20 protein-coding genes are annotated in these 19,568 nt (G+C 71.2%); 11 read left to right on the top strand and 9 right to left on the bottom strand.

What is annotated here, in order from left to right; translation table 11 throughout:
- The first annotated feature begins 106 nt into the window (after positions 1-106).
- Positions 107-703, top strand: a complete 597-nt coding sequence (locus tag AC3ANR_RS08130; protein WP_488291371.1) for an NAD(P)H-dependent oxidoreductase — start codon at positions 107-109, stop codon at positions 701-703.
- A gap of 12 nt (positions 704-715) precedes the next feature.
- On the opposite strand, the gene AC3ANR_RS08125 is transcribed toward AC3ANR_RS08130, so the two are convergent.
- From AC3ANR_RS08125 to AC3ANR_RS08110, 4 genes are read right to left on the bottom strand one after another with little or no spacing between them, the layout of a single operon-like run.
- On the bottom strand, positions 716-1,684 hold the full coding sequence (locus AC3ANR_RS08125) for a threo-3-hydroxy-L-aspartate ammonia-lyase (protein ID WP_488291370.1): 969 nt from the start codon (positions 1,682-1,684) through the stop codon (positions 716-718).
- A gap of 8 nt (positions 1,685-1,692) precedes the next feature.
- Positions 1,693-2,673, bottom strand: a complete 981-nt coding sequence (locus tag AC3ANR_RS08120) for a Bug family tripartite tricarboxylate transporter substrate binding protein (RefSeq protein WP_488291369.1) — start codon at positions 2,671-2,673, stop codon at positions 1,693-1,695.
- A gap of 7 nt (positions 2,674-2,680) precedes the next feature.
- Complete coding sequence (gene xerD, locus AC3ANR_RS08115; protein ID WP_488291368.1) at positions 2,681-3,607, bottom strand: site-specific tyrosine recombinase XerD; 927 nt, start codon at positions 3,605-3,607, stop codon at positions 2,681-2,683.
- Between the two features lie 5 nt (positions 3,608-3,612).
- Entirely contained in the window at positions 3,613-4,584 is a 972-nt protein-coding gene (locus tag AC3ANR_RS08110; RefSeq protein WP_488291367.1) for a tripartite tricarboxylate transporter substrate binding protein BugE, read from the bottom strand.
- Positions 4,585-4,701: 117 nt separating this feature from the next.
- Here AC3ANR_RS08110 and AC3ANR_RS08105 point away from each other — a divergent pair, with 117 nt between their 5' ends.
- Positions 4,702-5,607 (top strand): AEC family transporter, encoded by a 906-nt coding sequence (locus AC3ANR_RS08105; protein ID WP_488291366.1) that lies wholly within the window; start codon positions 4,702-4,704, stop codon positions 5,605-5,607.
- Here AC3ANR_RS08105 and queG read toward each other — a convergent pair.
- Positions 5,551-6,630, bottom strand: a complete 1,080-nt coding sequence (gene queG, locus AC3ANR_RS08100) for a tRNA epoxyqueuosine(34) reductase QueG (RefSeq protein WP_488291771.1) — start codon at positions 6,628-6,630, stop codon at positions 5,551-5,553. The two genes, AC3ANR_RS08105 and queG, sit on opposite strands and share 57 nt — an antisense overlap.
- Before the next feature lie 27 nt (positions 6,631-6,657).
- Between queG and tsaE the strand changes: the two genes are divergently transcribed.
- The 3 genes from tsaE (at position 6,658) to AC3ANR_RS08085 (ending at position 8,891) form a co-directional block, all read left to right on the top strand.
- The gene (gene tsaE, locus AC3ANR_RS08095) at positions 6,658-7,167 is read left to right on the top strand and encodes a tRNA (adenosine(37)-N6)-threonylcarbamoyltransferase complex ATPase subunit type 1 TsaE (RefSeq protein ID WP_488291770.1); all 510 of its coding nucleotides are present in this window, start codon (positions 6,658-6,660) and stop codon (positions 7,165-7,167) included.
- Complete coding sequence (locus AC3ANR_RS08090) at positions 7,164-8,498, top strand: N-acetylmuramoyl-L-alanine amidase (protein WP_488291365.1); 1,335 nt, start codon at positions 7,164-7,166, stop codon at positions 8,496-8,498. The genes tsaE and AC3ANR_RS08090 overlap by 4 nt, the downstream gene beginning before the upstream one ends.
- A gap of 186 nt (positions 8,499-8,684) precedes the next feature.
- The gene (locus AC3ANR_RS08085; RefSeq protein WP_488291364.1) at positions 8,685-8,891 is read left to right on the top strand and encodes a YMGG-like glycine zipper-containing protein; all 207 of its coding nucleotides are present in this window, start codon (positions 8,685-8,687) and stop codon (positions 8,889-8,891) included.
- A gap of 125 nt (positions 8,892-9,016) precedes the next feature.
- On the opposite strand, the gene AC3ANR_RS08080 is transcribed toward AC3ANR_RS08085, so the two are convergent.
- On the bottom strand, positions 9,017-9,502 hold the full coding sequence (locus tag AC3ANR_RS08080; protein WP_488291769.1) for an aromatic-ring-hydroxylating dioxygenase subunit beta: 486 nt from the start codon (positions 9,500-9,502) through the stop codon (positions 9,017-9,019).
- Between the two features lie 20 nt (positions 9,503-9,522).
- Complete coding sequence (locus AC3ANR_RS08075; protein WP_488291363.1) at positions 9,523-10,896, bottom strand: SRPBCC family protein; 1,374 nt, start codon at positions 10,894-10,896, stop codon at positions 9,523-9,525.
- 254 nt (positions 10,897-11,150) lie between these two features.
- On the opposite strand from AC3ANR_RS08075, the gene AC3ANR_RS08070 reads away from it, so the two are divergent.
- Positions 11,151-11,714 (top strand): hypothetical protein, encoded by a 564-nt coding sequence (locus AC3ANR_RS08070; protein ID WP_488291362.1) that lies wholly within the window; start codon positions 11,151-11,153, stop codon positions 11,712-11,714.
- Positions 11,715-11,769: 55 nt separating this feature from the next.
- On the opposite strand, the gene AC3ANR_RS08065 is transcribed toward AC3ANR_RS08070, so the two are convergent.
- Positions 11,770-14,166 carry a UvrD-helicase domain-containing protein gene (locus AC3ANR_RS08065; protein WP_488291361.1) on the bottom strand — a complete coding sequence of 799 codons (2,397 nt, stop codon included), beginning with the start codon at positions 14,164-14,166 and terminating at the stop codon, positions 11,770-11,772.
- Between the two features lie 31 nt (positions 14,167-14,197).
- On the opposite strand from AC3ANR_RS08065, the gene AC3ANR_RS08060 reads away from it, so the two are divergent.
- The 3 genes from AC3ANR_RS08060 (at position 14,198) to AC3ANR_RS08050 (ending at position 16,933) form a co-directional block, all read left to right on the top strand.
- Positions 14,198-14,884: a hypothetical protein gene (locus AC3ANR_RS08060; protein WP_488291360.1), complete on the top strand. Its 687-nt coding sequence runs from the start codon at positions 14,198-14,200 to the stop codon at positions 14,882-14,884.
- A gap of 136 nt (positions 14,885-15,020) precedes the next feature.
- Complete coding sequence (locus AC3ANR_RS08055) at positions 15,021-15,998, top strand: GMP reductase (protein ID WP_488291359.1); 978 nt, start codon at positions 15,021-15,023, stop codon at positions 15,996-15,998.
- A gap of 26 nt (positions 15,999-16,024) precedes the next feature.
- Entirely contained in the window at positions 16,025-16,933 is a 909-nt protein-coding gene (locus AC3ANR_RS08050; protein WP_488291358.1) for a hypothetical protein, read from the top strand.
- 128 nt (positions 16,934-17,061) lie between these two features.
- Here AC3ANR_RS08050 and AC3ANR_RS08045 read toward each other — a convergent pair whose 3' ends face one another.
- Positions 17,062-17,880, bottom strand: coding sequence for an alpha/beta hydrolase (locus AC3ANR_RS08045; protein ID WP_488291768.1), 819 nt, complete (start codon positions 17,878-17,880; stop codon positions 17,062-17,064).
- A 97-nt stretch (positions 17,881-17,977) separates the two neighbouring features.
- Between AC3ANR_RS08045 and AC3ANR_RS08040 the strand changes: the two genes are divergently transcribed.
- On the top strand, positions 17,978-18,664 hold the full coding sequence (locus AC3ANR_RS08040; protein WP_488291357.1) for a GntR family transcriptional regulator: 687 nt from the start codon (positions 17,978-17,980) through the stop codon (positions 18,662-18,664).
- An 11-nt stretch (positions 18,665-18,675) separates the two neighbouring features.
- Positions 18,676-19,557: a phytanoyl-CoA dioxygenase family protein gene (locus tag AC3ANR_RS08035; RefSeq protein WP_488291356.1), complete on the top strand. Its 882-nt coding sequence runs from the start codon at positions 18,676-18,678 to the stop codon at positions 19,555-19,557.
- Positions 19,558-19,568 lie beyond the last annotated feature (11 nt).

Genomic DNA, 19,568 nt, shown 5'->3' with positions numbered 1-19,568 from the left:
TGGTTGCGTTGGAAGCCAAGGCTGAGGCGGCGGAAGGTGCCCGCCGACTCTAACCGAGGCTGACGGGCATCAAGTGCGCGCGGCGCGCAGGCGGGACACTGGCGCCATGAATGTCCTCCTCGTCCAGGGCCATCCCGACAACGCCGCGCCGCACCTGTGCCATGCGCTCGCCGACGCCTATGCGGCCGGCGCGCGCGAGGCGGGGCACGAGGTGCGAACGATCCGGGTGGCGGACCTGGACTTCCCGGTGCTGCGCAGCCAGAAGGAGTGGGAGCACGGCGAGCTGCCCGCCGGCCTGCGGCCCGCGCAGGAGGACATCCGCTGGGCGCAGCACCTGGTGTTCTTCTTTCCGCTCTGGCTGGGCGACATGCCGGCGCTGCTCAAGGCCTTCCTGGAGCAGGTTGCGCGGCCCGGCTTCGCGTTCAAGGCCGAGGGCAATGGCGGCGGCGATGCATCGCCGTTCGGGATCAAGGCGCTGAAGGGCCGCTCGGCACGCGTGGTGGTGACGATGGGGATGCCGGCCCTGGTGTACCGCTGGTACTTCCGCGCCCACAGCGTGCGCTCGCTGGAGCGCAACATCCTGGGCTTCGTCGGCATCGCGCCGGTGCACGAGACGCTGGTGGGCATGGTGGGCAACCTCAAGCCCGCCGAGGCGGCGAAGTGGACCGCCCGGCTGCGCGCGCTCGGCGCCAGCGCGCAGTGAGGAGCCGCCCGCTCAGTCCACCGCTTCGGCGCCGCTGACCAGCGCCGCGAACCGGTCGGCGCCGATGTTGCCGCCCGAGAACGTCACGCCCACGCGCTGGCCGCGGAACCGGTCGCGGTGGTGCATCAGCGCGGCCAGGGCGCAGGCGCCGGACGGCTCCAGCACCACCTTCATGCGCTCGAAGACGAACCGCATCGCCTCGACCACCACCGGGTCGGGCACGGTGAGGACGTCGCTCACCATCGCGCGGATCACCTCGAACGGGTGCTTGCCCACCGCCTGCGTCTGCTGCCCGTCGCAGATCGTGCGCGGCACGTCGATGGACACGATGCGCCCCTCGCGCAGCGACATCTGCATGTCGTTGCCGCGCTCCGGCTCGGCGCCGTACACCGCGATGCCCGGCAGCAGGTGCTTGGCCGCCACGGCGCAGCCCGAGAGGAAGCCGCCGCCGCCCGCGCAGACGATCAGCGCGTCGAGCGGGCCCGCGTCCTGCACCAGTTCCAGCGCCGCGGTGCCCTGCCCCGCCATCACGCGCAGGTCGTCGAACGGCGGGATCAGGTTCGCGCCCTGCTCGTCCACCAGGCGGGCGGCGATGGCGGCGCGGTCTTCCTTGTAGCGGTCGTAGATCACCACCTCGGCGCCGTAGCCGCGCGTGGCGGCCAGCTTGAGCGCCGGCGCGTCGTGGGGCATCACGATGGTGGCCTTGCAGCCGTGCAGACTGGCGGCCAGCGCCACCGCCTGCGCGTGATTGCCGGACGAGAACGCCACCACGCCGCGCGCGCGCTGCGCGTCGGTGAGCGAGTTCACCGCGTTGTAGCCGCCACGGAACTTGAAGGCGCCCATGCGCTGCAGGTTCTCGGCCTTGCAGAACACCTGCGCGCCCAGCAGGGCATCCAGCGTGCGCGAGGTCAGCACCGGCGTGCGGTGCGCCACGCCTGCGAGCCGGCCAGCGGCGGCTTCGATGTCGGTGAATTGCAGCATGGTCGTCCTCACTCGGCGTGGATGTTGGCGGACTTGATGATCCGCGCGTTGTTCTCGGATTCCTGCGCGATCTCGCGCGCGAAGGCGGCCGCGGTGCCGCCGGTGGGCACGTTGTCGCCGGCCACGAGGCGGGCGCGCACGTCCGGCAGCGCCAGCACGCGGTTGACGTCGGCGTTGATCCGCTCCACCACCGCGGCCGGCACGCCGGCGGGCGCGAACAGCCCGAACAGCGAACTGAGGTTGGCGGCGGCGAAGCCCAGCTCGCCGAGCGTCGGCACGGCCGGGAAGGCTTCCAGCCGCGCCGGCGCGCCCACGGCCAGCACCCGCAGCTTGCCGGCCTTGACGTGCTGGCTGATGGTGGCGCTGGCGTTGACCGACAGCACCTCGAACTGGCCGCCCAGGGCGTCGTTGATCTGCTGGCCGCCGCCCTTGTACGGGATGTGCGTGATGTCGACCTTGGCGGCGGCCTTGAGCTGCTCGAGCATCAGGTGCCCCAGCGAGGCCGGGCCGGAGGTGGCCCAGCGCACGGCGCCGGGCCTGGCCCGCGCCGTGGCCAGCAGCTCGCGCAGGTCGCGCGCGGGCGTCGCGCTGGTGGCCAGCAGCAGCACGGGCGAGTCCATCACGCTGACCACCGGCACCAGGTCGCGCGCGGGATCGAAGGGCGACTTGCCCAGGTGGGGCGTCAGCGCGAGCGGGCTGATCGCGGAAAAGCCCAGCGTGTGGCCGTCGGGCGCCGACTTGGCCACCGCATCGAGGCCGATGCTGCCGCTGGCGCCGGCCTTGTTCTCGACGACGACGGGCTGGCCCCAGGCGGGCGCGAGCCGGTCGGCCAGCGCGCGCGCCACGGTGTCGCTGACGCCGCCGGCCGGGTAGGCCACGATCACGCGCACCGGCTTGGTGGGCCAGGCGGACTGCGCCCGCGCCGGCAGGACGCCGGCGGCGAGCGCCGTGAGTGCGACGCGTCGGGTGAAGGTGGTGCTGGAGGTCATGGTGTGTTCAGCCGCGCGGGTGGTGCTGCGAATGCAGCTGCTTGAGCCGCTCGCGCGCGACGTGGGTGTAGATGGTGGTGGTGGAGATGTCGGCATGGCCCAGCAGCATCTGCACGGCGCGCAGGTCGGCGCCGTGGTTGAGCAGGTGCGTGGCGAACGCATGCCGCAGCGTGTGCGGCGACAGCGGCGAGGCGATGTCGGCGGCCCGGGCGTGCTTCTTCACGATCACCCAGAACATCGCGCGCGTCATGCCCTGGCCGCGCGCGGTGACGAACAGGTCGTCGCTCTGGCGCCCGCCCAGGATGGCGCCGCGCGCCTCGGCGAGGTAGCGATCGATCCAGTCGCGCGCCACCTGCCCGAACGGCACCAGGCGCTCCTTGCCGCCCTTGCCCATCACGCGCACGACGTTCTCGGCCAGGCTGGTGTGGTGGATCTTGAGCGTCACCAGTTCGCTCACGCGCAGCCCGCTCGCATACATCAGCTCGAGCATGGTGCGGTCGCGCAGCCCCAGCGGCGCGTCGACGTCGGGCGCGGCGAGCAGCGCCTCGACCTGGGCCTCGGTCAGGGTCTTGGGCACGCGCAGCGGCTGCCGCGCCGACTGCAGCTTGAGCGTCGGGTCGGCCTGGATGCGCCGCTCGCGCAGCGCCCAGCGGAAGAAGCGCTTGAAGACGGTGAGCCGCCGGTTGGCGGTGGTGGCCTTGGTGTGGCGGTGGCGGTCGGCGAAGTACCGGTGCAGGTCGGCTTCGGTCGTGGCCTCGAGGTCGCGGCCGTGGCCGCGCAGCCAGGCGGCGTACAGCGTCAGGTCGCGGCGGTAGGCGGCCAGCGTGTTGGCCGCCAGCCCCTCCTCGAGCCAGAGGGCATCGATGAAGTCGTCGACGCAAGCGAACAAGCCGCCCGCGGGCGGCTTGGATCGCGAGGCGGCTGCGGCCGGCACGCGCGTCAGTCGAGCTTCAGCTTGGCCGAGTCGACCAACTTCTTGTAGATGTCGTATTCCGCCTTGATCTGCTGGGTGAACTGCTCGGGCGTGTTGCCGATGATGATGGAGCCGGTGTCCTCGATGCGGCGGCGCACGGCGGGATCGGCCAGCGCCTTCAGCACGCCGGCGTGCACCTTCTCGACGACCTCCTTGGGCAGGCCCTTGGGACCGTAGATGCCGTAGTACGCGAGGCGGTTCACCGGCTCCAGGCCCACTTCCTTGAACGTGGGCACGTTGGGCAGCTCCTTGAGGCGCTGCGGGGCGGACACCACGATCGGCACCAGGCGGCCTTCCTTGATGAAGGGCAGCGCCGAGGGCAGGTTGTCGAAGATCATCGGCACCTGGCCGGCGACCGTGTCGTTCAGCGCCGGGCCGGCGCCGCGGTACGGGATGTGGGTGACGAAGGTGCCCGAGAGGCTCTTGTACAGCTCCATCTGCAGGTGGCCGATGCCGCCGGTGCCGGAGGAGGAGAACGAGTACTTGCCCGGGTTCTTCTTCAGCTCGGCGACGAAGGACTTGTAGTCCTTGGCCGGGAAGCCCGGGTGCACCGCGATCACGTTGGGCGTGGCCGCGATGTTGACGATCGGGGTGAAGTCGGTGACCGGGTTGTACGGGATCTTGGGGTTGATCGCCGGGTTGGCCGCGGTGGTCGACACCGTGGCCACGCCCAGCTCATAGCCGTCGGGCGTGGCGCGCGAGGTCTGCAACGCGCCGATCACGCCGCCGCCGCCGGCCTTGTTCTCGACGACCACGGCCTGGCCGAGCGCCTTGCCCAGCGGATCGGCGATCACGCGGGCGATGATGTCGGTGGTGCCGCCGGGGGCGAAGGGCACCACCAGCTTGATCGGCTTGTTGGGATACCCCTGGGCCAGCGCGGGTCCGGCGGCCAGGGCCACCGTCGCGGCGGCCAGGGCGATCCAGTCACGGCGTTTCATGCGAACTCTCCTTGCAATGCTTCGAGATCTAAACCCGCGCATCGTACCTGCCGGTGCGGGGGCCCGGCGCTGTGGAATCCACATAGGGGACAACCCCGAGGCCGCTATGCTCGGCAGGTGGAGTTCGCCCGCCTGCTCTTTCCCGACTTCGCCCTCATCGTGGTCGGCTTCCTCATCTGCCGCCACACGCCGCTGGACCGCGAGGTCTGGGAGCAGGTCGAGCGCCTCGTCTACCACGTGCTGTTCCCGGTGCTGCTGTTCCAGTCGATCCTGCGCAGCCCGATCGACCTGGGCGAAGCCTCGGGGCTCATCGGAGCCGGGCTGCTGCTCGGGCTGAGCGGCATCGCGCTGGCGTACCTGGTCCCGCACGTGCCGGGGCTGGGCCGCCACATCGACCGGCGCGAGCACGCGGCCGCCGCGCAGGTGGCGTTCCGCTTCAACTCCTTCGTCGCCCTGGCGCTGGCCGAGCGCATGGCCGGCGCGCGCGGGCTGCAGCTGCTGGCGGTGCTGATCGGGGTGTGCGTGCCGCTGTTCAACGTCGCGGCCGTGTGGCCGATGGCGCGGCATGCGCAGACCGGCTTCCTGGCGGCGCTGGTGCGCAACCCGCTGATCGTGGCCACGGCGGCGGCGCTGTCGGCCAACCTGCTGGGCCTGTCGATCCCGGCGCTGCTGGAGCCCACCGTGGCGCGCATCGGCGGCAGCTCGATTGCCCTGGGCCTGATGGCCGCCGGCGCGGGCATGCAGTTGCGCAGCCTGGCGCAATCGCGCGCGCTCACGGCGTCCGTGCTGGCCATCCGGCACCTGGCGCTGCCGCTGGTGGCGTTCGGGCTGGTGCGCCTGTTCCGGCTCGATGCGACGCAGGCCGTCGTGCTGCTCGCCTTCGCCGGCCTGCCGACCGCCTCCAGCGCGTACGTGCTGGCCTCGCGCATGGGCTACAACGGCGCCTACGTCGCCGGGCTGGTGACGCTATCGACCATCCTCGGCCCGATCAGCCTGACGCTCGCGCTCGGCGTCTTGCGCTAGCGCCCACGCCACGTGCTCGCGCACCAGCGCGCTGGGATGCGCCTGCAGCGACTGCAGCACCCGGCGCAGGCCGGGATCGTCGCCTTGCCGCAGCGCATTGCCCGCTGCCACCGCCACGTTGCGCAGCCAGCGCTCGTGGCCGATGCGGCGGATCGGGCCGCCCTCGGTGCGGCGCAGGAATTCCTCCTCGCTCCACGCCAGCAGCTCGGCCAGCGGCGCACCGGCCAGTCCGGGGCGGGCGTCGAAATCGGGCAGCGCGCTGCGCTGCGCGTACTTGTTCCAGGGGCACACCAGCTGGCAGTCGTCGCAGCCGTAGATGCGGTTGCCGATCTTGGGACGCAGTTCCTCGGGGATCGGGCCCGCGTGCTCGATGGTCAGGTACGAGATGCAGCGGCGCGCGTCCAGCCGCTGCGGCCCGACGATCGCGCCGGTGGGGCAGATGTCGATGCAGGCGGTGCAGCTGCCGCAGTGCGCCGAGGCGGGCGCGGTCGGCGGCAGCACCAGGTCGACATAGATCTCGCCCAGGAAGAACATCGAGCCGGCATCGCGGCTGAGCACCAGGGTGTGCTTGCCGCGCCAGCCCTGGCCGCTGCGCGAGGCCAGTTCGACCTCGAGCACCGGGGCCGAGTCGGTGAAGGCGCGGTGCCCGAACGGCCCGACCTCCTGCGCGATGCGCTCGGCCAGCTTCTGCAGCCGCTGCCGCAGCACCTTGTGGTAGTCGCGGCCGCGGGCATAGAGCGACACCACGCCCACGCCCGGCCGCTGCAGCCGGTCCCATTCGATCGCCTGCCAGCCGGCCGGCGTGGCCGCCGGCAGGTAGTCCAGGCGCGCCGTGATCACCGACAAGGTGCCGGGCACCAGTTCGGCGGGGCGGGCCCGTTTGAGGCCGTGGGCCTGCATGTAGGCCATGTCGCCGTGAAATCCGTTGGACAGCCACTGCAACAAACCGGGTTCGGCGTCGGACAGGTCCACGCCGGCCACGCCGATTTGGGAGAATCCCAGCTCACGGCCCCATTGCCCGATGGCTGCCACCAGCGAAGGACCGTCGATCTGAGCGCCAAGCCGAATCACCCGCCGATTGTAGGAAGCCCCCCACCGCCGGGCAGCGGCGGCGCCACCCTGCGCTGGACGTCCGAAGACGACACCGACGCCTTCGCTCGCCGCCTGGCCGCGCACCCGCAGGTCGCCGACGCGTTCATCGCCCTGCACGGCGACCTGGGCGCGGGCAAGACCACCTTCGTGCGCCACCTGCTGCGCGCCCTGGGTGTCGCCGGCCGCATCAAGAGCCCGACCTACGCGGTGGTCGAACCGCACGAGGCCCGCACCGGCCCGGCCTGGCACTTCGACTTCTACCGCTTCGACGATCCGCGCGAATGGGAAGACGCGGGCTTTCGCGACCTGTTCGACGGCGCCGGCCTGAAGCTGGCCGAGTGGCCCGAGAAGGCCGCCGGCCTGCTGCCCGCCGCCGACCTGGACATCCACATCGCGCTGCAGCCCGATGGCGACCGGCTGGTGCGCATCGAGGCCGGCACCGCGCGCGGGCGGGAGCTGCTGGCATGACGCTGCGGCGGCGCGACGTCCTGCGTGGCGGCTCGGTCGTCCTCCTGCTCGGCAGCGCCCAGATCGCGCGCGGCGCCACCATCGTGGCCGTGCGCATCTGGCCGGCGCCGGACTACTCGCGCGTGACCATCGAGTCCGACGGGCAGCTTTCTTCGAAGCAGGTGGTGGTGCCCAGCCCGCCGCGGCTGGCGGTCGACATCGAGGGCATCGACCTCAACCCCGCCCTGCGCGAGCTGGTGGCCAAGGTGCGGGCCGACGACCCGTACATCGCGGGCATCCGCGTGGGCCAGTTCGCGCCCAACGTCGTGCGCCTGGTGATCGACCTCAAGCAGCAGGCACTGCCGCAGGTGTTCACGCTGCCGCCGGTGGCGGCCTACCAGCACCGGCTGGTGATCGACTTCTTCCCGCTGCAGGCGGCCGACCCGCTGGAGGCACTGATCGCCGAGCGCATGCGCGACGGCACCGCGCCGCCCAGGGAGGTGCCCACGTCGCCCGTGTTCGGCTCGGACCCGCTGGGCGAGCTGATGGCCCGCCAGCAGAATGCCGCGCCGCGCCCGCGGCCCCGGGCCAGCGAGCCGCCGGCGCCGCTGCCGGATGTCGCCCGCACCGACCGCCTGATCATCATCGCGCTGGACCCCGGCCACGGCGGCGAGGACCCCGGCGCCGTCGGCCCCGGCGGCACGCGCGAGAAGGACGTGGTGCTGCAGGTCGCGCACCGGCTGCGCGAGCGCATCAACGCCACCGTCGTCAACGGCAGCCCGATGCGCGCCTTCCTCACGCGCGACGCCGACTTCTTCGTGCCGCTGCACGTGCGCGTGCAGAAGGCCCGCCGCGTGCAGGCCGACCTGTTCGTCAGCGTCCATGCCGATGCCTTCATCACGCCCACGGCGCGCGGCGCCAGCGTGTTCGCGCTCAGCCACGGCGCCGCGTCCAGCTCGGCCGCGCGCTGGATGGCGGACAAGGAGAACAAGGCCGACCTGATCGGCGGGCTGAACGTCAAGGCGGCCGATGCCAGCGTGGCGCGGGCCATGCTGGACATGAGCACCACGGCCCAGATCAAGGACAGCCTCAAGCTCGGCGGCGCGCTGCTGGGCGAGATCGGCCACGTGGGCCAGCTGCACAAGCGCAACGTCGAGCAGGCCGGCTTCGCGGTGCTCAAGGCGCCGGACATCCCCAGCGTGCTGGTGGAGACCGCCTTCATCAGCAACCCCGAGGAAGAGGCCAAGCTGCGCAGCGACGCCTACCAGGAGCAGCTGGCCGACGCCCTGCTGCGCGGCATCGTGCGTTACTTCGCGGCCAATCCGCCGCTGGCGCGCAGCCGCACCGTCTAGCGGCGCGCCTGCACGGCCGCCCCGCTGGGTCTTGCAAGGCCGCCGTGCCTTGGCTGGCACAGCCCGGCGGGGGGTGCCGACACCCCCTGTGTCGCCCCTCCTACAGGTCGCGGCCGGGCTCGTTTCTAAAGTTCATCGCACAGGCAGGCCGCGCCTTTGGCGGTCGCAAACTCGAAGGTGAACGGTATGAAATCCAAGCTTTTCGCGGCCCTGGCTGCCGCAACCCTGATCAGCCTGACCGGCTGCGGCACCATGGACCGCCAGACGGCCGGCACGGTGGGCGGCGCCGCGGTGGGCGGCGTGGTGGGTAACGCCGTGGGCGGCGGCACCCTGGGCACGCTGGGCGGCGCGGCCGTCGGCGGCTACCTGGGCCACGAAGCGACCAAGAAATAAGGATGCAAGGGCCCGCGCGAGCGGGCCCTACGCTTCTGGTTCGTTGGTTGTCCCCGCGAAGGCGGGGACCCCTCTCCACCTGCCCACCGGGCAGCCGGACGAATCGAAGGTCGCCTCGTCGGCGATCAGATGGGGTAGATCAGCGAGTTGAGCACCATCTCGCTGTCGTACACGCAGCGGCGGCTGGCCAGGCGCAGGCCGTCTTCGGTGCGCACGATCTCGTCGATGTAGCGCCCGACGTTGTACACCTCGCTCGCATCGCCCGGCCGGGTGCGGAAGACCGCGTAGTTCGACTGGGCCCGAACCAGGCCCCCCGGATCACCGGCCTGCGCCGGCAGCATCCGTGCCGGGCCCACCACGTGGCGCGTGTAGTAGGGCCGGTGGTAGATCGTCTGCGTGACGCCGTACACCCGGTCCTGCATCATCCCGCGACTTTCCAGCGCCATCAGCGCCAGCGGCAGGCCGCGGTCGAAGTTCTCGCGCGCCTGCACCGTGTAGCGCCCGTCCTCGACGAAGAACTGTGGCCAGTCGTCGAAGCGCTTCTCGTCCAGCGCCGCCGCGTAGGCGGCATTGAGCTGGTCGATCTCCAGCTGCAGCAGCAGCCGGTCCATGTCGTTCGCCTGCTGCGCGCTCATACGCCCATCACCTTGCGCCAATAGGCGTACATCGAGCGGATCAGCGTCTCGGTGACCATGTGCTCGGTGCCGCCGGTGCCGGTGCCGCCCAGCTCGCACAGCGTGCTGCCGTCCTCGCCCCACTGGCGAAAGCCGTCCTGGCTGAACTCGATCACCTCGCCGTCGTCGGCGGAGACGAAGCCGGCCGGCCCGAACAGGTTGGCCTGCCGCAGGCGGCGCTGCGTCATCTCGGGCGTGTCGTCGGCAAAGCCGAAGTGCGTCCACACGAAATCGAACCCGCCCTCCCCGCGCGGCACGATGTGGCGCGTGGACAGCGAGTTGACCTGCTGCTGGATGATCACGCTCGGGAACAGCGTGATCATGGTGACGGTGGGCATGATGTCCGTGCCCGGGTTCGCGGGATCGGGCACCTTCCACCACGGCTCGGGCACCACGTCCAGCAGCCGGGTGTCGTGCAGCGCCATGTCGGCCTTGAACGAGGTCACGCCCTCGGTGACGGTCCGGTTCTCGCCGCCGTCGTTGCGCCGCGAGATCATCACCGCGTGCCGGCCGTGCTCGTCCATCACCATGCGACTCTTCTGGTCGGCGCGCCACAGCCCGAAGGTGACGAACCAGGTGTGCAGCAGGCCCGGGTGGTACGGGTCCTTGATGTTCTCCATCATCAGCTTCCAGTTGCCCGGAATGCGCTGGCGGTTGTAGCCCAGCAGCGTGAGCTGCCGGCCTGTCCTGGGCCCCGTCGAAGGGCCTGTCCCGGGCTCCGTCGAAGGGCCGGCGAAGATGCGGTCCAGCCAGGGCAGGATCTGCGGCCCGAGGTAGTCGCGCAGCGGCTCGGCCGCGTCGCTGAAGGTGGCGAACACCAGGCCGTGCAGCACCTCCACCCGCAGCCGGGTGAGCCCGTTGGCCTTGAGGTCGAAGCCGGCCGGCATGCCGCCCTGCACGCACTCGGCGCCGTCGGGCCCGACCGCCTTGACGCCGTCCTTGAACGGCAGGCCGGCCAGCTCGCCATTGAGCTTGTAGGTCCACTGGTGGTACGGGCACACGAAGCTGCGGGCGTTGCCGTGCGGCTGCTGGCAGAAGCGCACGCCGCGGTGGGCACAGCGGTTCTCCACCACCCGCAGGCCGTGGTCCGTGCCGCGGTCCCGGGGCGCCACGCGGTCGCGCACCAGGATCACCTGGCGCTCGCCCACCCAGCTGAGCTTGTAGTCGCCGACGTTGGGCACCTCGATCTCCAGGCCCACGTAACACCAGTGCGGCCCATAGAAGATCGACTCGAGCTCGCGGCGGTACAGCTGCGGGTCGGTGTAGGCCCAGAACGGCACGCGGCTGGAGCCGGCGGCGGTCCAGCGCGACAGCGTCTCGGGAGCATTCATGGCGGGGTGCCTCCTGCGCGGAATGATAAGTGAACTTATCAATCGGGCCGCTGGTGGCCCCGCCGCTGAGCCCGTGATCGTCCTGCGGGGGGGGCGCCGCGGCCGCGCCCGGGAACGGCAAGACCCGGCGGCCGGCGCGGACCGGGCGTTTCCATGCCGTGAAAACCAGGCTCGGCCCTCGGACGGATGGGCAACCAGGCATGGCCGCTGTACAGTCGGCTTTGGCGCACCTTCCCACGCCGGATGGAGTCCCCATGCAATCGCCTCCCAAGCAACGCGGTCTCGAAGACCCCTACCTGTATGGCGACAGCATTCCCGAACCCGACGTGCACGAGCGCAACACCGACACCGCCTGGGCCCTGTTCACGGAGCTGACGGAGCGGCAGGAGCAGGGCCTGTCGACATCGGCGCCCAGCGTGCCGGCGGAACTGGCGCCCGCCGCCACGGCGCCGGCCGACGCCGCCTATGCCCCCACCGCGCCCGCCGGCCTGCCCGGCTCCCCCGCACAGCCGGCCGCCGCGGTCGACACCGCCGGGCTCGATGCGCTGATGGTGGAAGCGCGCCGCAACAACCGCGTCTGTCCCAAGCTGCAGGCCTGGCAGGCGCTGTACGACCTGCTGCCGGGCAAGCGCCAGGTCGACGGCCAGTGGCAGCCGCCGCTGCCGATCCCCCCGCAGGCCTGGCGCGTCACCTCGGCGATGGTCAAGCGGCTGTGCCTGCGCGACCACCTCGAATGGGCCGCGCGCCACCAGGCCGCCGGCCAGGTGCTCGCCTTCCTGCGCGCGCTGCCCGAGGAGCAGTGGCTCCACATGGAGTGAGCCGCCCCTGACGGGGTGGGCCGCCCGAGAGCGCGGCCGCGCCTGGGGCGCCGCCTCAGGTCACCGGGGTCAGCTTGGCCACCGCCAGCGCCAGCCACTTGACGCCGTGGCGCGGGAACTTGACCTGCGCGCGGGCATCGTCGCCCTGCCCTTCGATGGACAGCACGGTGCCCTCGCCGAACTTGGTGTGGAACACCTGCATGCCGGACTTCAGGCCGTGCGAGGGCGCGGCCTTCTGCACCGGCACGGGCGGGCTGGCGAAAGTCTCGCGGTTCCACGCCGAGCCCTGGCCGGACGGCTGGCGCGTGCTGCCGTAGCCGGCGCCGAAGCCGAACGCCGAGCCGCCGAAGTTCTGGTTCTTCGGCGTCAGCCACTTGAGCGCGTGCTCGGGCAGCTCGTCGAAGAAGCGGCTGCGCACGTTGTAGCGGGTCTGCCCGTGCAGCAGGCGCGTCTGCGAGTAGCTCAGGTACAGCCGCTTGCGCGCCCGCGTGATCGCCACGTACATCAGCCGGCGCTCCTCCTCCAGCCCCTCGTAGTCGGCAAGCGAGCGCTCGCTCGGGAACAGGCCCTCCTCGAGGCCGGTGACGAACACGCCGTCGAATTCCAGGCCCTTGGCCGAGTGCACCGTCATGAGCTGCACCGCGTCCTGGCCGGCCTGCGCCTGGTTGTCGCCGGACTCCAGCGCGGCATGGGTGAGGAAGGCGGCCAGCGGCGAGAGCGTCTCGCCGGTGTCCGCATCGGGCGGCACGTAGTCGGGCGCGGGCTCGTTGAGCAGCGGCTGGTCCGGATCCAGCCCCTGGCTCGCGGGGCTCTGGCGCAGCTCGTCCACCGGCAGCGCCACGGCGTCGCGCCCGAAGCCCTCCTGCATGACGAAGCTCTCAGCGGCGCTGGCCAGTTCCTCCAGGTTCTCGATCCGCTCGGCGCCCTCGCGCTCGGCCTTGTAGTGCTCGATGAGCCCGGAGTGCTGCAGCACCAGCTCGATGATCTCGCGCAGCGACAGGTCCTGCGTCTGCTCGCGCAGCACGTCGACCTTGGCGACGAAGGCGCCCAGGTTAGCGCCCGCCTTGCCGGTGGTGGCGCTCACCGCGTCGTGCAGCGAGCAGCCCGCGGTGCGCGCGGCGTCCTGCAGCTGCTCGATGCTGCGCGCGCCGATGCCGCGCGGCGGGAAGTTCACCACCCGCAGGAAGCTGGTGTCGTCGTGCGGGTTCTCCAGCAGGCGCAGGTAGGCGAGCGCGTGCTTGATCTCGGCCCGCTCGAAGAAGCGCAGGCCGCCGTACACGCGGTACGGCACGCCGGCATTGAACAGCGCCGTCTCGATCACCCGGCTCTGCGCGTTGCTGCGGTACAGGACGGCGATCTCGCGCCGCAGCAGCCCGGGCTCGGTGCCCTGGTCGCGCACCAGGTGGCGCATCTCCTCGACCAGCCACTGCGCCTCGGCCAGGTCGGTCGGCGCCTCGTACACGCGCACCGGCTCGCCCGGGCCCTGGTCGGTGCGCAGGTTCTTGCCCAGGCGGCCCTTGTTGTGGCTGATCAGTGCGTTGGCCGAATCGAGGATGTTGCTGAAGCTGCGGTAGTTCTGCTCCAGCTTGATCTGGTGGCGCACCTGGAATTCGCGCACGAAGTCGGCCATGTTGCCCACGCGCGCGCCGCGGAACGCATAGATGCTCTGGTCGTCGTCGCCGACCGCGAACACGGCGTTGCCGGCGCCGGGCGAACCGTCGGGATTGACGCTGAAGATCTTGATCCAGGCGTACTGCAGCCGGTTGGTGTCCTGGAACTCGTCGATCAGGATGTGGCGGAAGCGGCGCTGGTAGTGCTGGCGGATCGGGTCGTTGTCGCGCAGCAGCTCGTAGCTGCGAAGCATCAGCTCGCCGAAGTCGACCACGCCCTCGCGCTGGCACTGCTCCTCGTACAGCGCGTAGAGCTCGACCTTCTTGCGGTCCTCGTCGGTGCGCGCCGTCACGTCGCCGGGGCGCAGGCCGTCCTCCTTGCAGCCGGCGATGAACCACTGCGTCTCCTTGGCCGGGAAGCGCTCCTCGTCGACGTTGAACTGCTTCATCAGCCGCTTGATGGCCGACAGCTGGTCCTGCGTGTCCAGGATCTGGAAGCTCTGCGGCAGGTTGGCCAGCTTGTAGTGGGCGCGCAGGAACCGGTTGCACAGGCCGTGGAAGGTGCCGATCCACATGCCGCGCACGTTGACCGGCAGCATCGCCTGCAGCCGGGTCATCATCTCCTTGGCCGCCTTGTTGGTGAAGGTCACGGCCATCACGCCGCCCGGGCTGATCTGGCCCGTGGACAGCAGCCAGGCGATGCGGGTGGTCAGGACGCGGGTCTTGCCGGACCCGGCTCCGGCGAGGATCAGGGCATGCTCCGGCGGCAGGGTGACCGCGGCGAGCTGCTCGGGGTTGAGGTGCTGCAGCAGCGGCGACGCGGCATCGACTTCTGGGAACATACGGCATTGTAGAAAGGCCCCCTGCTTCCGGATGTCACGCGCCGCCCCGCGCACCCGCTTCCTGCTGTCCGCGCTGGCCCTGCTGTCGGCCGGCGCCGCTTCGGCCCAGTCGTTCTGCGCGAGCGACGGGCGGCCCCCGCCCGGGGCGCTGCTGGAGCGGTTCATCAATGCCGACTGCGGATCGTGCTGGCAGGATCCGGCGGCCCCGCGCGCGCGGCGCGGCGAACTCGCGCTGGACTGGATCGTGCCCGGCGCCCAGGGCGAGGACGCGCCGCTCGCGATGGCGGCCCGCCGCGACGGGCTGGAGCGCCTGCAGGCGCTGGGCCAGCCGCTCCCGCTGCCGACCGGCCTGGCCCGCGCGGCGCGGCAAGGCGCGGCGGGCCGCCTGCGCGTGGCGCACGGGCTGCCGTTCAACGGCTACATCGGCACCTCGATCGAGCTGCGCGCCGCCGGCGGCGGACCCTGGACGGCCTGGCTGGCGCTGGTGGAGACGCTGCCCGCGGGCACCGAGGGCACGCCGGTGGAGCGCCACCTCGTGCGTAACGTTTTGCAGCTGGACTGGGCCGGTCCCGGTCGGCACCGCGAGGCACGGCCGATGGCCATTCCCGAGGGCACCCACGCCGAGCGGCTGCGCGTGGTCGGCTGGGTGGAAGATGCGCGCGGCGTGATCCGGGCCATCTCGGAATCCGGATGCGCGCCGGCGCGCGCGCAGCGGTAGAATCAGTCACCGGGCCCAAGCATTTGGGACCCGGTTTTTCTTTGGTCCCCGGGCTGCGCCCGGCGCGGCCAGGCCGGGCTCCCAGTCCAAGCGCTCACTCGTTCTTCAACGACTTTCTCTCCCGAGAGGCTTGGCCATGGAAATCTTCGACTACGACAAAGTTTTGCTGCTGCCGCGCAAGTGCCGCGTGGACAGCCGCTCCGAGTGCGACACCGGCGTGGAGCTGGGCGGCCGCACCTTCCGCATCCCCGTGGTGCCCGCGAACATGAAGACGGTGGTGGACGAGCGGATCTGCCTCTGGCTGGCCCGCAACGGCTACTTCTACGTGATGCACCGCTTCGACCTGGACAACCTGGCGTTCGTGCGCCACATGAAGGACCAGGGCGCGTACGCCTCCATTTCGCTGGGCGTGAAGAAGCCCGACTACGACACCGTCGACGCGCTCGCCCGCGAGGGCCTGGCGCCCGACTACGTGACCATCGACATCGCGCACGGCCATGCCGACAGCGTGAAGAACATGATCGCGCACCTGAAGGCCAGGCTGCCTTCGACCTTCGTGATCGCCGGCAATGTCGGCACACCGGAAGCGATCATCGACCTGGAGAACTGGGGCGCCGACGCCACCAAGGTGGGCATCGGCCCGGGCAAGGTGTGCATCACGCGCATGAAGACCGGCTTCGGAACCGGGGGCTGGCAGCTGTCGGCGCTCAAGTGGTGCGCCCGCGTGGCCACCAAGCCGATCATCGCGGACGGCGGCATCCGCGAGCACGGCGACATCGCCAAGAGCATCCGCTTCGGCGCGACCATGGTGATGATCGGCTCCATGCTGGCCGGCCACGAGGAGTCGCCCGGCCAGACCGTCGAGGTCGACGGCCGCCTGTACAAGGAGTACTACGGCAGCGCCAGCGACTTCAACAAGGGCGAGTACAAGCACGTCGAGGGCAAGCGCATCCTCGAGCCGGTCAAGGGCCGGCTGGAGGACACCCTGCGCGAGATGCAGGAAGACATCCAGAGCTCCGTCAGCTACGCCGGCGGCAAGCGGCTGATGGACATCCGCAAGGTCAACTACGTGATCCTGGGCGGCGACAACGCGGGCGAGCACCTCTTGATGTAACGCGCCTGCGTCCGCAGAATGGGCCGATGCAACTCGTGACGCCACGGTTGGCCTCCGCCGCGGCGGCCGCGTCGCTGGCCCTGGCCGCCGCGCACGCGGCGACCCTTCCCGTGCTGGACGACCCGCAGCTGGCCGACTGGGCACGGCGTGCCGGCGCCGACATCGACCGCTATGCGGCCGATCCGCAGGCCTTCTTCGCCCTGCCCGCGGCGGGCGCGGCCTTTCCTTGCGACGTGCCGCCCGAGGCCCTGGGCCGCATCGTCGGCGTGCGGCTGCCCGGCGCGCCGTCCCCCAGTGCCGGGCCACGAGCGGACGACCGCGCGCCGCGCGGGCGGCAGCGCAAGCCGAGCCGGTTCGAGGACGTGGTGGTGCGGCCCGTCGAGGCGGCTTGCCGCGACGGCCACCCGGCCGGCGTCTTCAAGGGCTGGGTCGAGCACACGCTGGTCAGCGAGAGCGAGAACCTGGTGGCCCGCACCCGCACGCGCACCTACGTCGAGACCGGCGTGCTGCCCGACGGCGAGAGGACGGGCGTGGTCATCGAGCGGTCGCTGCACCTGGGCACGACCACGCGGTACACCGACCCCGCCGTGGCGGCCCTGATGCCCGCCAGGCCCACCCCGAAGGCGGTGACGGCCACCCTGTCCTACCGTTTCCCGGCGGGCGACGGCTGGAAATCACTGATGCTGATCCGCACCGCCGTCGACGGCAAGCCGGCCAGCGACACCATCACGACGAGCGTCGCCGACGGCGCGCGCCTGCGGACGGTGACGTACCTGGGCGCACAGAAGATCCGCGAGTCCGCATTCCGCAACGGGCGCATGCACGGGCCCCAGGTCGTGCATGCCCACGTGATCAACGGACTGGCCGTTCCGGCGTCCAGCCTATGCTTCGAGAACGGCGAGCAGACCAGGACCACCCCCTGCGACATCCGATGAAACGCGCCTCCCTCCTGGCCCTCGCAGCGGCGCCGCCGCGCACGACCAGCCGCAGCACCGCGCCGACGGCCCGATGCGTCTCGGTCAGCGCCCGGAACGGCTTCGGCGCCGGCCACTGACCGGCGCGCTCAGCGCCAGACCAGCTCCTGCGCCAGCTGCTGTAGCGGGTGCCCCGGCTGCACCATGGCCTCGACGACGCTGAAGTGGTTCAGCCCCGGCAGCGCCTCGCAGACCTCCACGCAGCCTTGGCCCCACGCGTCGCGGATCAGCCCGTTCTGGCGCAGGAACTCGGGGCTCTCGTCCGCGCCGGCCACCGTGTAGAGCGTGCCGGCCGCCGGCGCCGGCAGGAACGCCGGGCTGGCCCGCCGCGCGTCGGCGGGCGTCAGGCGCAGCGCGTCCTTCAGGAACGGCGTGCGCCCCACCGGCTCGAGGTCGTACAGGCCCGAGATCGACAACGCCTTGAGCACGACGTCGCTGGGCAGGTCGGGATCGGCCCGGCGCCAGTCGCAGCACAGCATCATGGCCGCGAGGTGGCCCCCCGCCGAGTGGCCGATGACGGTGATCTGGCGCGGGTCGCCCCCGTAGGTGGGCGCGTTCTTCCAGGTCCACGCCAGCGCCCGCACCATCTGCAGCGTGATGTCGGGAATGGTGACCGCGGGGCAGAGGTCGTAATTGGGCACCACCACGCAGGCGCCGCCCTCCTGGAAGGCGGGCGCGACGAACGAATGGTCGCTCTTGTCCAGCGAGCGCCAGTAGCCGCCGTGGATGAACACGACGGTCTGCGCGAACGAGCGCGGCGCCGGGAACACGTCGAGCTTCTGCCCCGGCGTGTCGCCGTACGGCACGTCGAGCACGCATTCGCAGGTTTGCCGCGCCTGGGCCGAGGCGCTGCGCCAGCGGGCGAAATGCTGCTCGTGCGCGGGCACGAGCGCCCGGTTGTTGTACATGCGGTCGAGCCACTCGCCGTCCTGGAGGTTCACTTCTTTCGCCACCTGTCTCGCTCCTTTTCCTGTATTCTGTATACAGACCAACCGGTCTACCCCGATGCCCGCCCCGCTCGTCCGGCTGGAGACCGCGCCCGACCTCGTCGACCGGGTGTACCGCAGCCTGCTCGACGCCATCAGCGAGGGCCGGCTCGCGCCGGGGCAGCGCATCACGCAGGAAGATATCGCGGATCAGCTGGCCGTGTCGCGCCAGCCCGTGCTGCAGGCGCTGCGGCTGCTGAAGAAGGACGGCTTCGTGCAGGACGCGCCGGGCCGCGGCGTGATCGTCGCGCCGCTGGACACCGAATCGACGCTGCAGGTCTACCAGGTGCGCGGGGCGCTGGACGCGCTGGCGGCGCGGCTCGCCGCGCAGGCGCGGCACCGGCTCGATCCCTCGCTCGTCACGCGGGGGCGCACGGCGGCCCGCGGGCGCGACGTGCGCGCGATGATCGACGCCGACCTCGCGTTCCACGACGCGATCTATGCCGCCTCGGGCAACCCGCTCATCGCGCAGAGCGCGCACCAGCACTGGCACCACCTGCGCCGGGTGATGGGGGCGGTGCTGCAGCAGTCGCGCCAGCGCGACGCGGTGTGGGACGAACACGAGGCGATCGCGCGGGCGATCGCTTCCGGCGACGGTGACGCGGCCGCCCGCCTCATGGAGCAGCACGGCCGGCACGCCGCCGAGAACCTCGCGCGGCGGCTGCCCGGCCTGCTGGCTTCCCCTTCCCCGCCCACCCCCACCTGAGGAGACAAGCGATGCGCCTATCGAGCCAGCAGATCGAGCAGTTCGACCGCGACGGCTACCTGTTCTTCCCCGGCCTGTTCACGCCCGCCGAGATCGGGACGCTGACGGCCGCGGTGCCGGACCTCTATGCCCGCCGCGAGGCCTACAACGTGCGCGAGAAGGGCAGCGACGCCGTGCGCACGAACTTTGCCGCCCACCTGGTGAGCGAGCCGTTCGCGCGCCTGGCCCGCCACCCGCGCATGGTCGAACCGGTCGTGGACCTCTTTGCCGAGAAGGTCTACATGCACCAGTTCAAGATCAACGGCAAGATGGCCTTCGAGGGCGACGTCTGGCAGTGGCACCAGGACTACGGCACGTGGCTGAACGACGACATGATGCCCACCGAGCGGGCGATGAACGTGGCCATCTTCCTGGACGACGTGAACGAGTTCAACGGCCCGCTGATGTTCATTCCGGGCAGCCACAAGAAGGGCGTGGTGGAAGCCCGCCACGACCTGACGACGACCAGCTATCCGCTGTGGACCGTCGACCATGCGCTGATCGCCCAGCTGGTCGAACGCGCGGGCGGCAAGAACGGCGGCATCGTCAGCCCCAAGGGCCCGGCCGGCTCGATGATCCTGTTCCACAGCTGCCTGCTGCATGCGTCCAGCAGCAACCTCTCGCCGTGGAACCGCGTGAGCGTCTACCTGAGCCTGTGCGCGGTGTCCAACCACATCCGGCGCTTCAAGCGGCCCGAGTACATCGCGCACCGCGACTTCCGGCCGATCGAGTGCCTGCCCGACGATTGCCTGCTCACGCCCTACCCGGTCGTTCTGCCGTGGAAGGACGGCCTGCCGGCCAGCGCCCTGCAGACCAGCAGCGTGCCGATCGACGAGATGAAGCAGGCGGCGTAACCGCAACCCGT

It is taken from the genome of Ramlibacter sp. JJN2-2R, assembly GCF_057747835.1.
Note: the sequence above shows the minus strand (reverse complement) of the source record. Positions and strands in the feature narration are given on the sequence as shown.

Excerpts from the sequence above, each read along its gene's own strand:
- AC3ANR_RS08130 (WP_488291371.1), top strand. The coding sequence starts at position 107 with ATGAATGTCCTCCTCGTCCAGGGCCATCCCGACAACGCCGCGCCGCAC.
- AC3ANR_RS08125 (WP_488291370.1), bottom strand. The coding sequence starts at position 1,684 with ATGCTGCAATTCACCGACATCGAAGCCGCCGCTGGCCGGCTCGCAGGC.
- AC3ANR_RS08120 (WP_488291369.1), bottom strand. The coding sequence starts at position 2,673 with ATGACCTCCAGCACCACCTTCACCCGACGCGTCGCACTCACGGCGCTC.
- AC3ANR_RS08110 (WP_488291367.1), bottom strand. The coding sequence starts at position 4,584 with ATGAAACGCCGTGACTGGATCGCCCTGGCCGCCGCGACGGTGGCCCTG.
- AC3ANR_RS08090 (WP_488291365.1), top strand. The coding sequence starts at position 7,164 with ATGACGCTGCGGCGGCGCGACGTCCTGCGTGGCGGCTCGGTCGTCCTC.
- AC3ANR_RS08085 (WP_488291364.1), top strand. The coding sequence starts at position 8,685 with ATGAAATCCAAGCTTTTCGCGGCCCTGGCTGCCGCAACCCTGATCAGC.
- AC3ANR_RS08080 (WP_488291769.1), bottom strand. The coding sequence starts at position 9,502 with ATGGACCGGCTGCTGCTGCAGCTGGAGATCGACCAGCTCAATGCCGCC.
- AC3ANR_RS08075 (WP_488291363.1), bottom strand. The coding sequence starts at position 10,896 with ATGAATGCTCCCGAGACGCTGTCGCGCTGGACCGCCGCCGGCTCCAGC.
- AC3ANR_RS08070 (WP_488291362.1), top strand. The coding sequence starts at position 11,151 with ATGCAATCGCCTCCCAAGCAACGCGGTCTCGAAGACCCCTACCTGTAT.
- AC3ANR_RS08065 (WP_488291361.1), bottom strand. The coding sequence starts at position 14,166 with ATGTTCCCAGAAGTCGATGCCGCGTCGCCGCTGCTGCAGCACCTCAAC.
- AC3ANR_RS08060 (WP_488291360.1), top strand. The coding sequence starts at position 14,198 with ATGTCACGCGCCGCCCCGCGCACCCGCTTCCTGCTGTCCGCGCTGGCC.
- AC3ANR_RS08055 (WP_488291359.1), top strand. The coding sequence starts at position 15,021 with ATGGAAATCTTCGACTACGACAAAGTTTTGCTGCTGCCGCGCAAGTGC.
- AC3ANR_RS08050 (WP_488291358.1), top strand. The coding sequence starts at position 16,025 with ATGCAACTCGTGACGCCACGGTTGGCCTCCGCCGCGGCGGCCGCGTCG.
- AC3ANR_RS08045 (WP_488291768.1), bottom strand. The coding sequence starts at position 17,880 with ATGTACAACAACCGGGCGCTCGTGCCCGCGCACGAGCAGCATTTCGCC.
- AC3ANR_RS08040 (WP_488291357.1), top strand. The coding sequence starts at position 17,978 with ATGCCCGCCCCGCTCGTCCGGCTGGAGACCGCGCCCGACCTCGTCGAC.
- AC3ANR_RS08035 (WP_488291356.1), top strand. The coding sequence starts at position 18,676 with ATGCGCCTATCGAGCCAGCAGATCGAGCAGTTCGACCGCGACGGCTAC.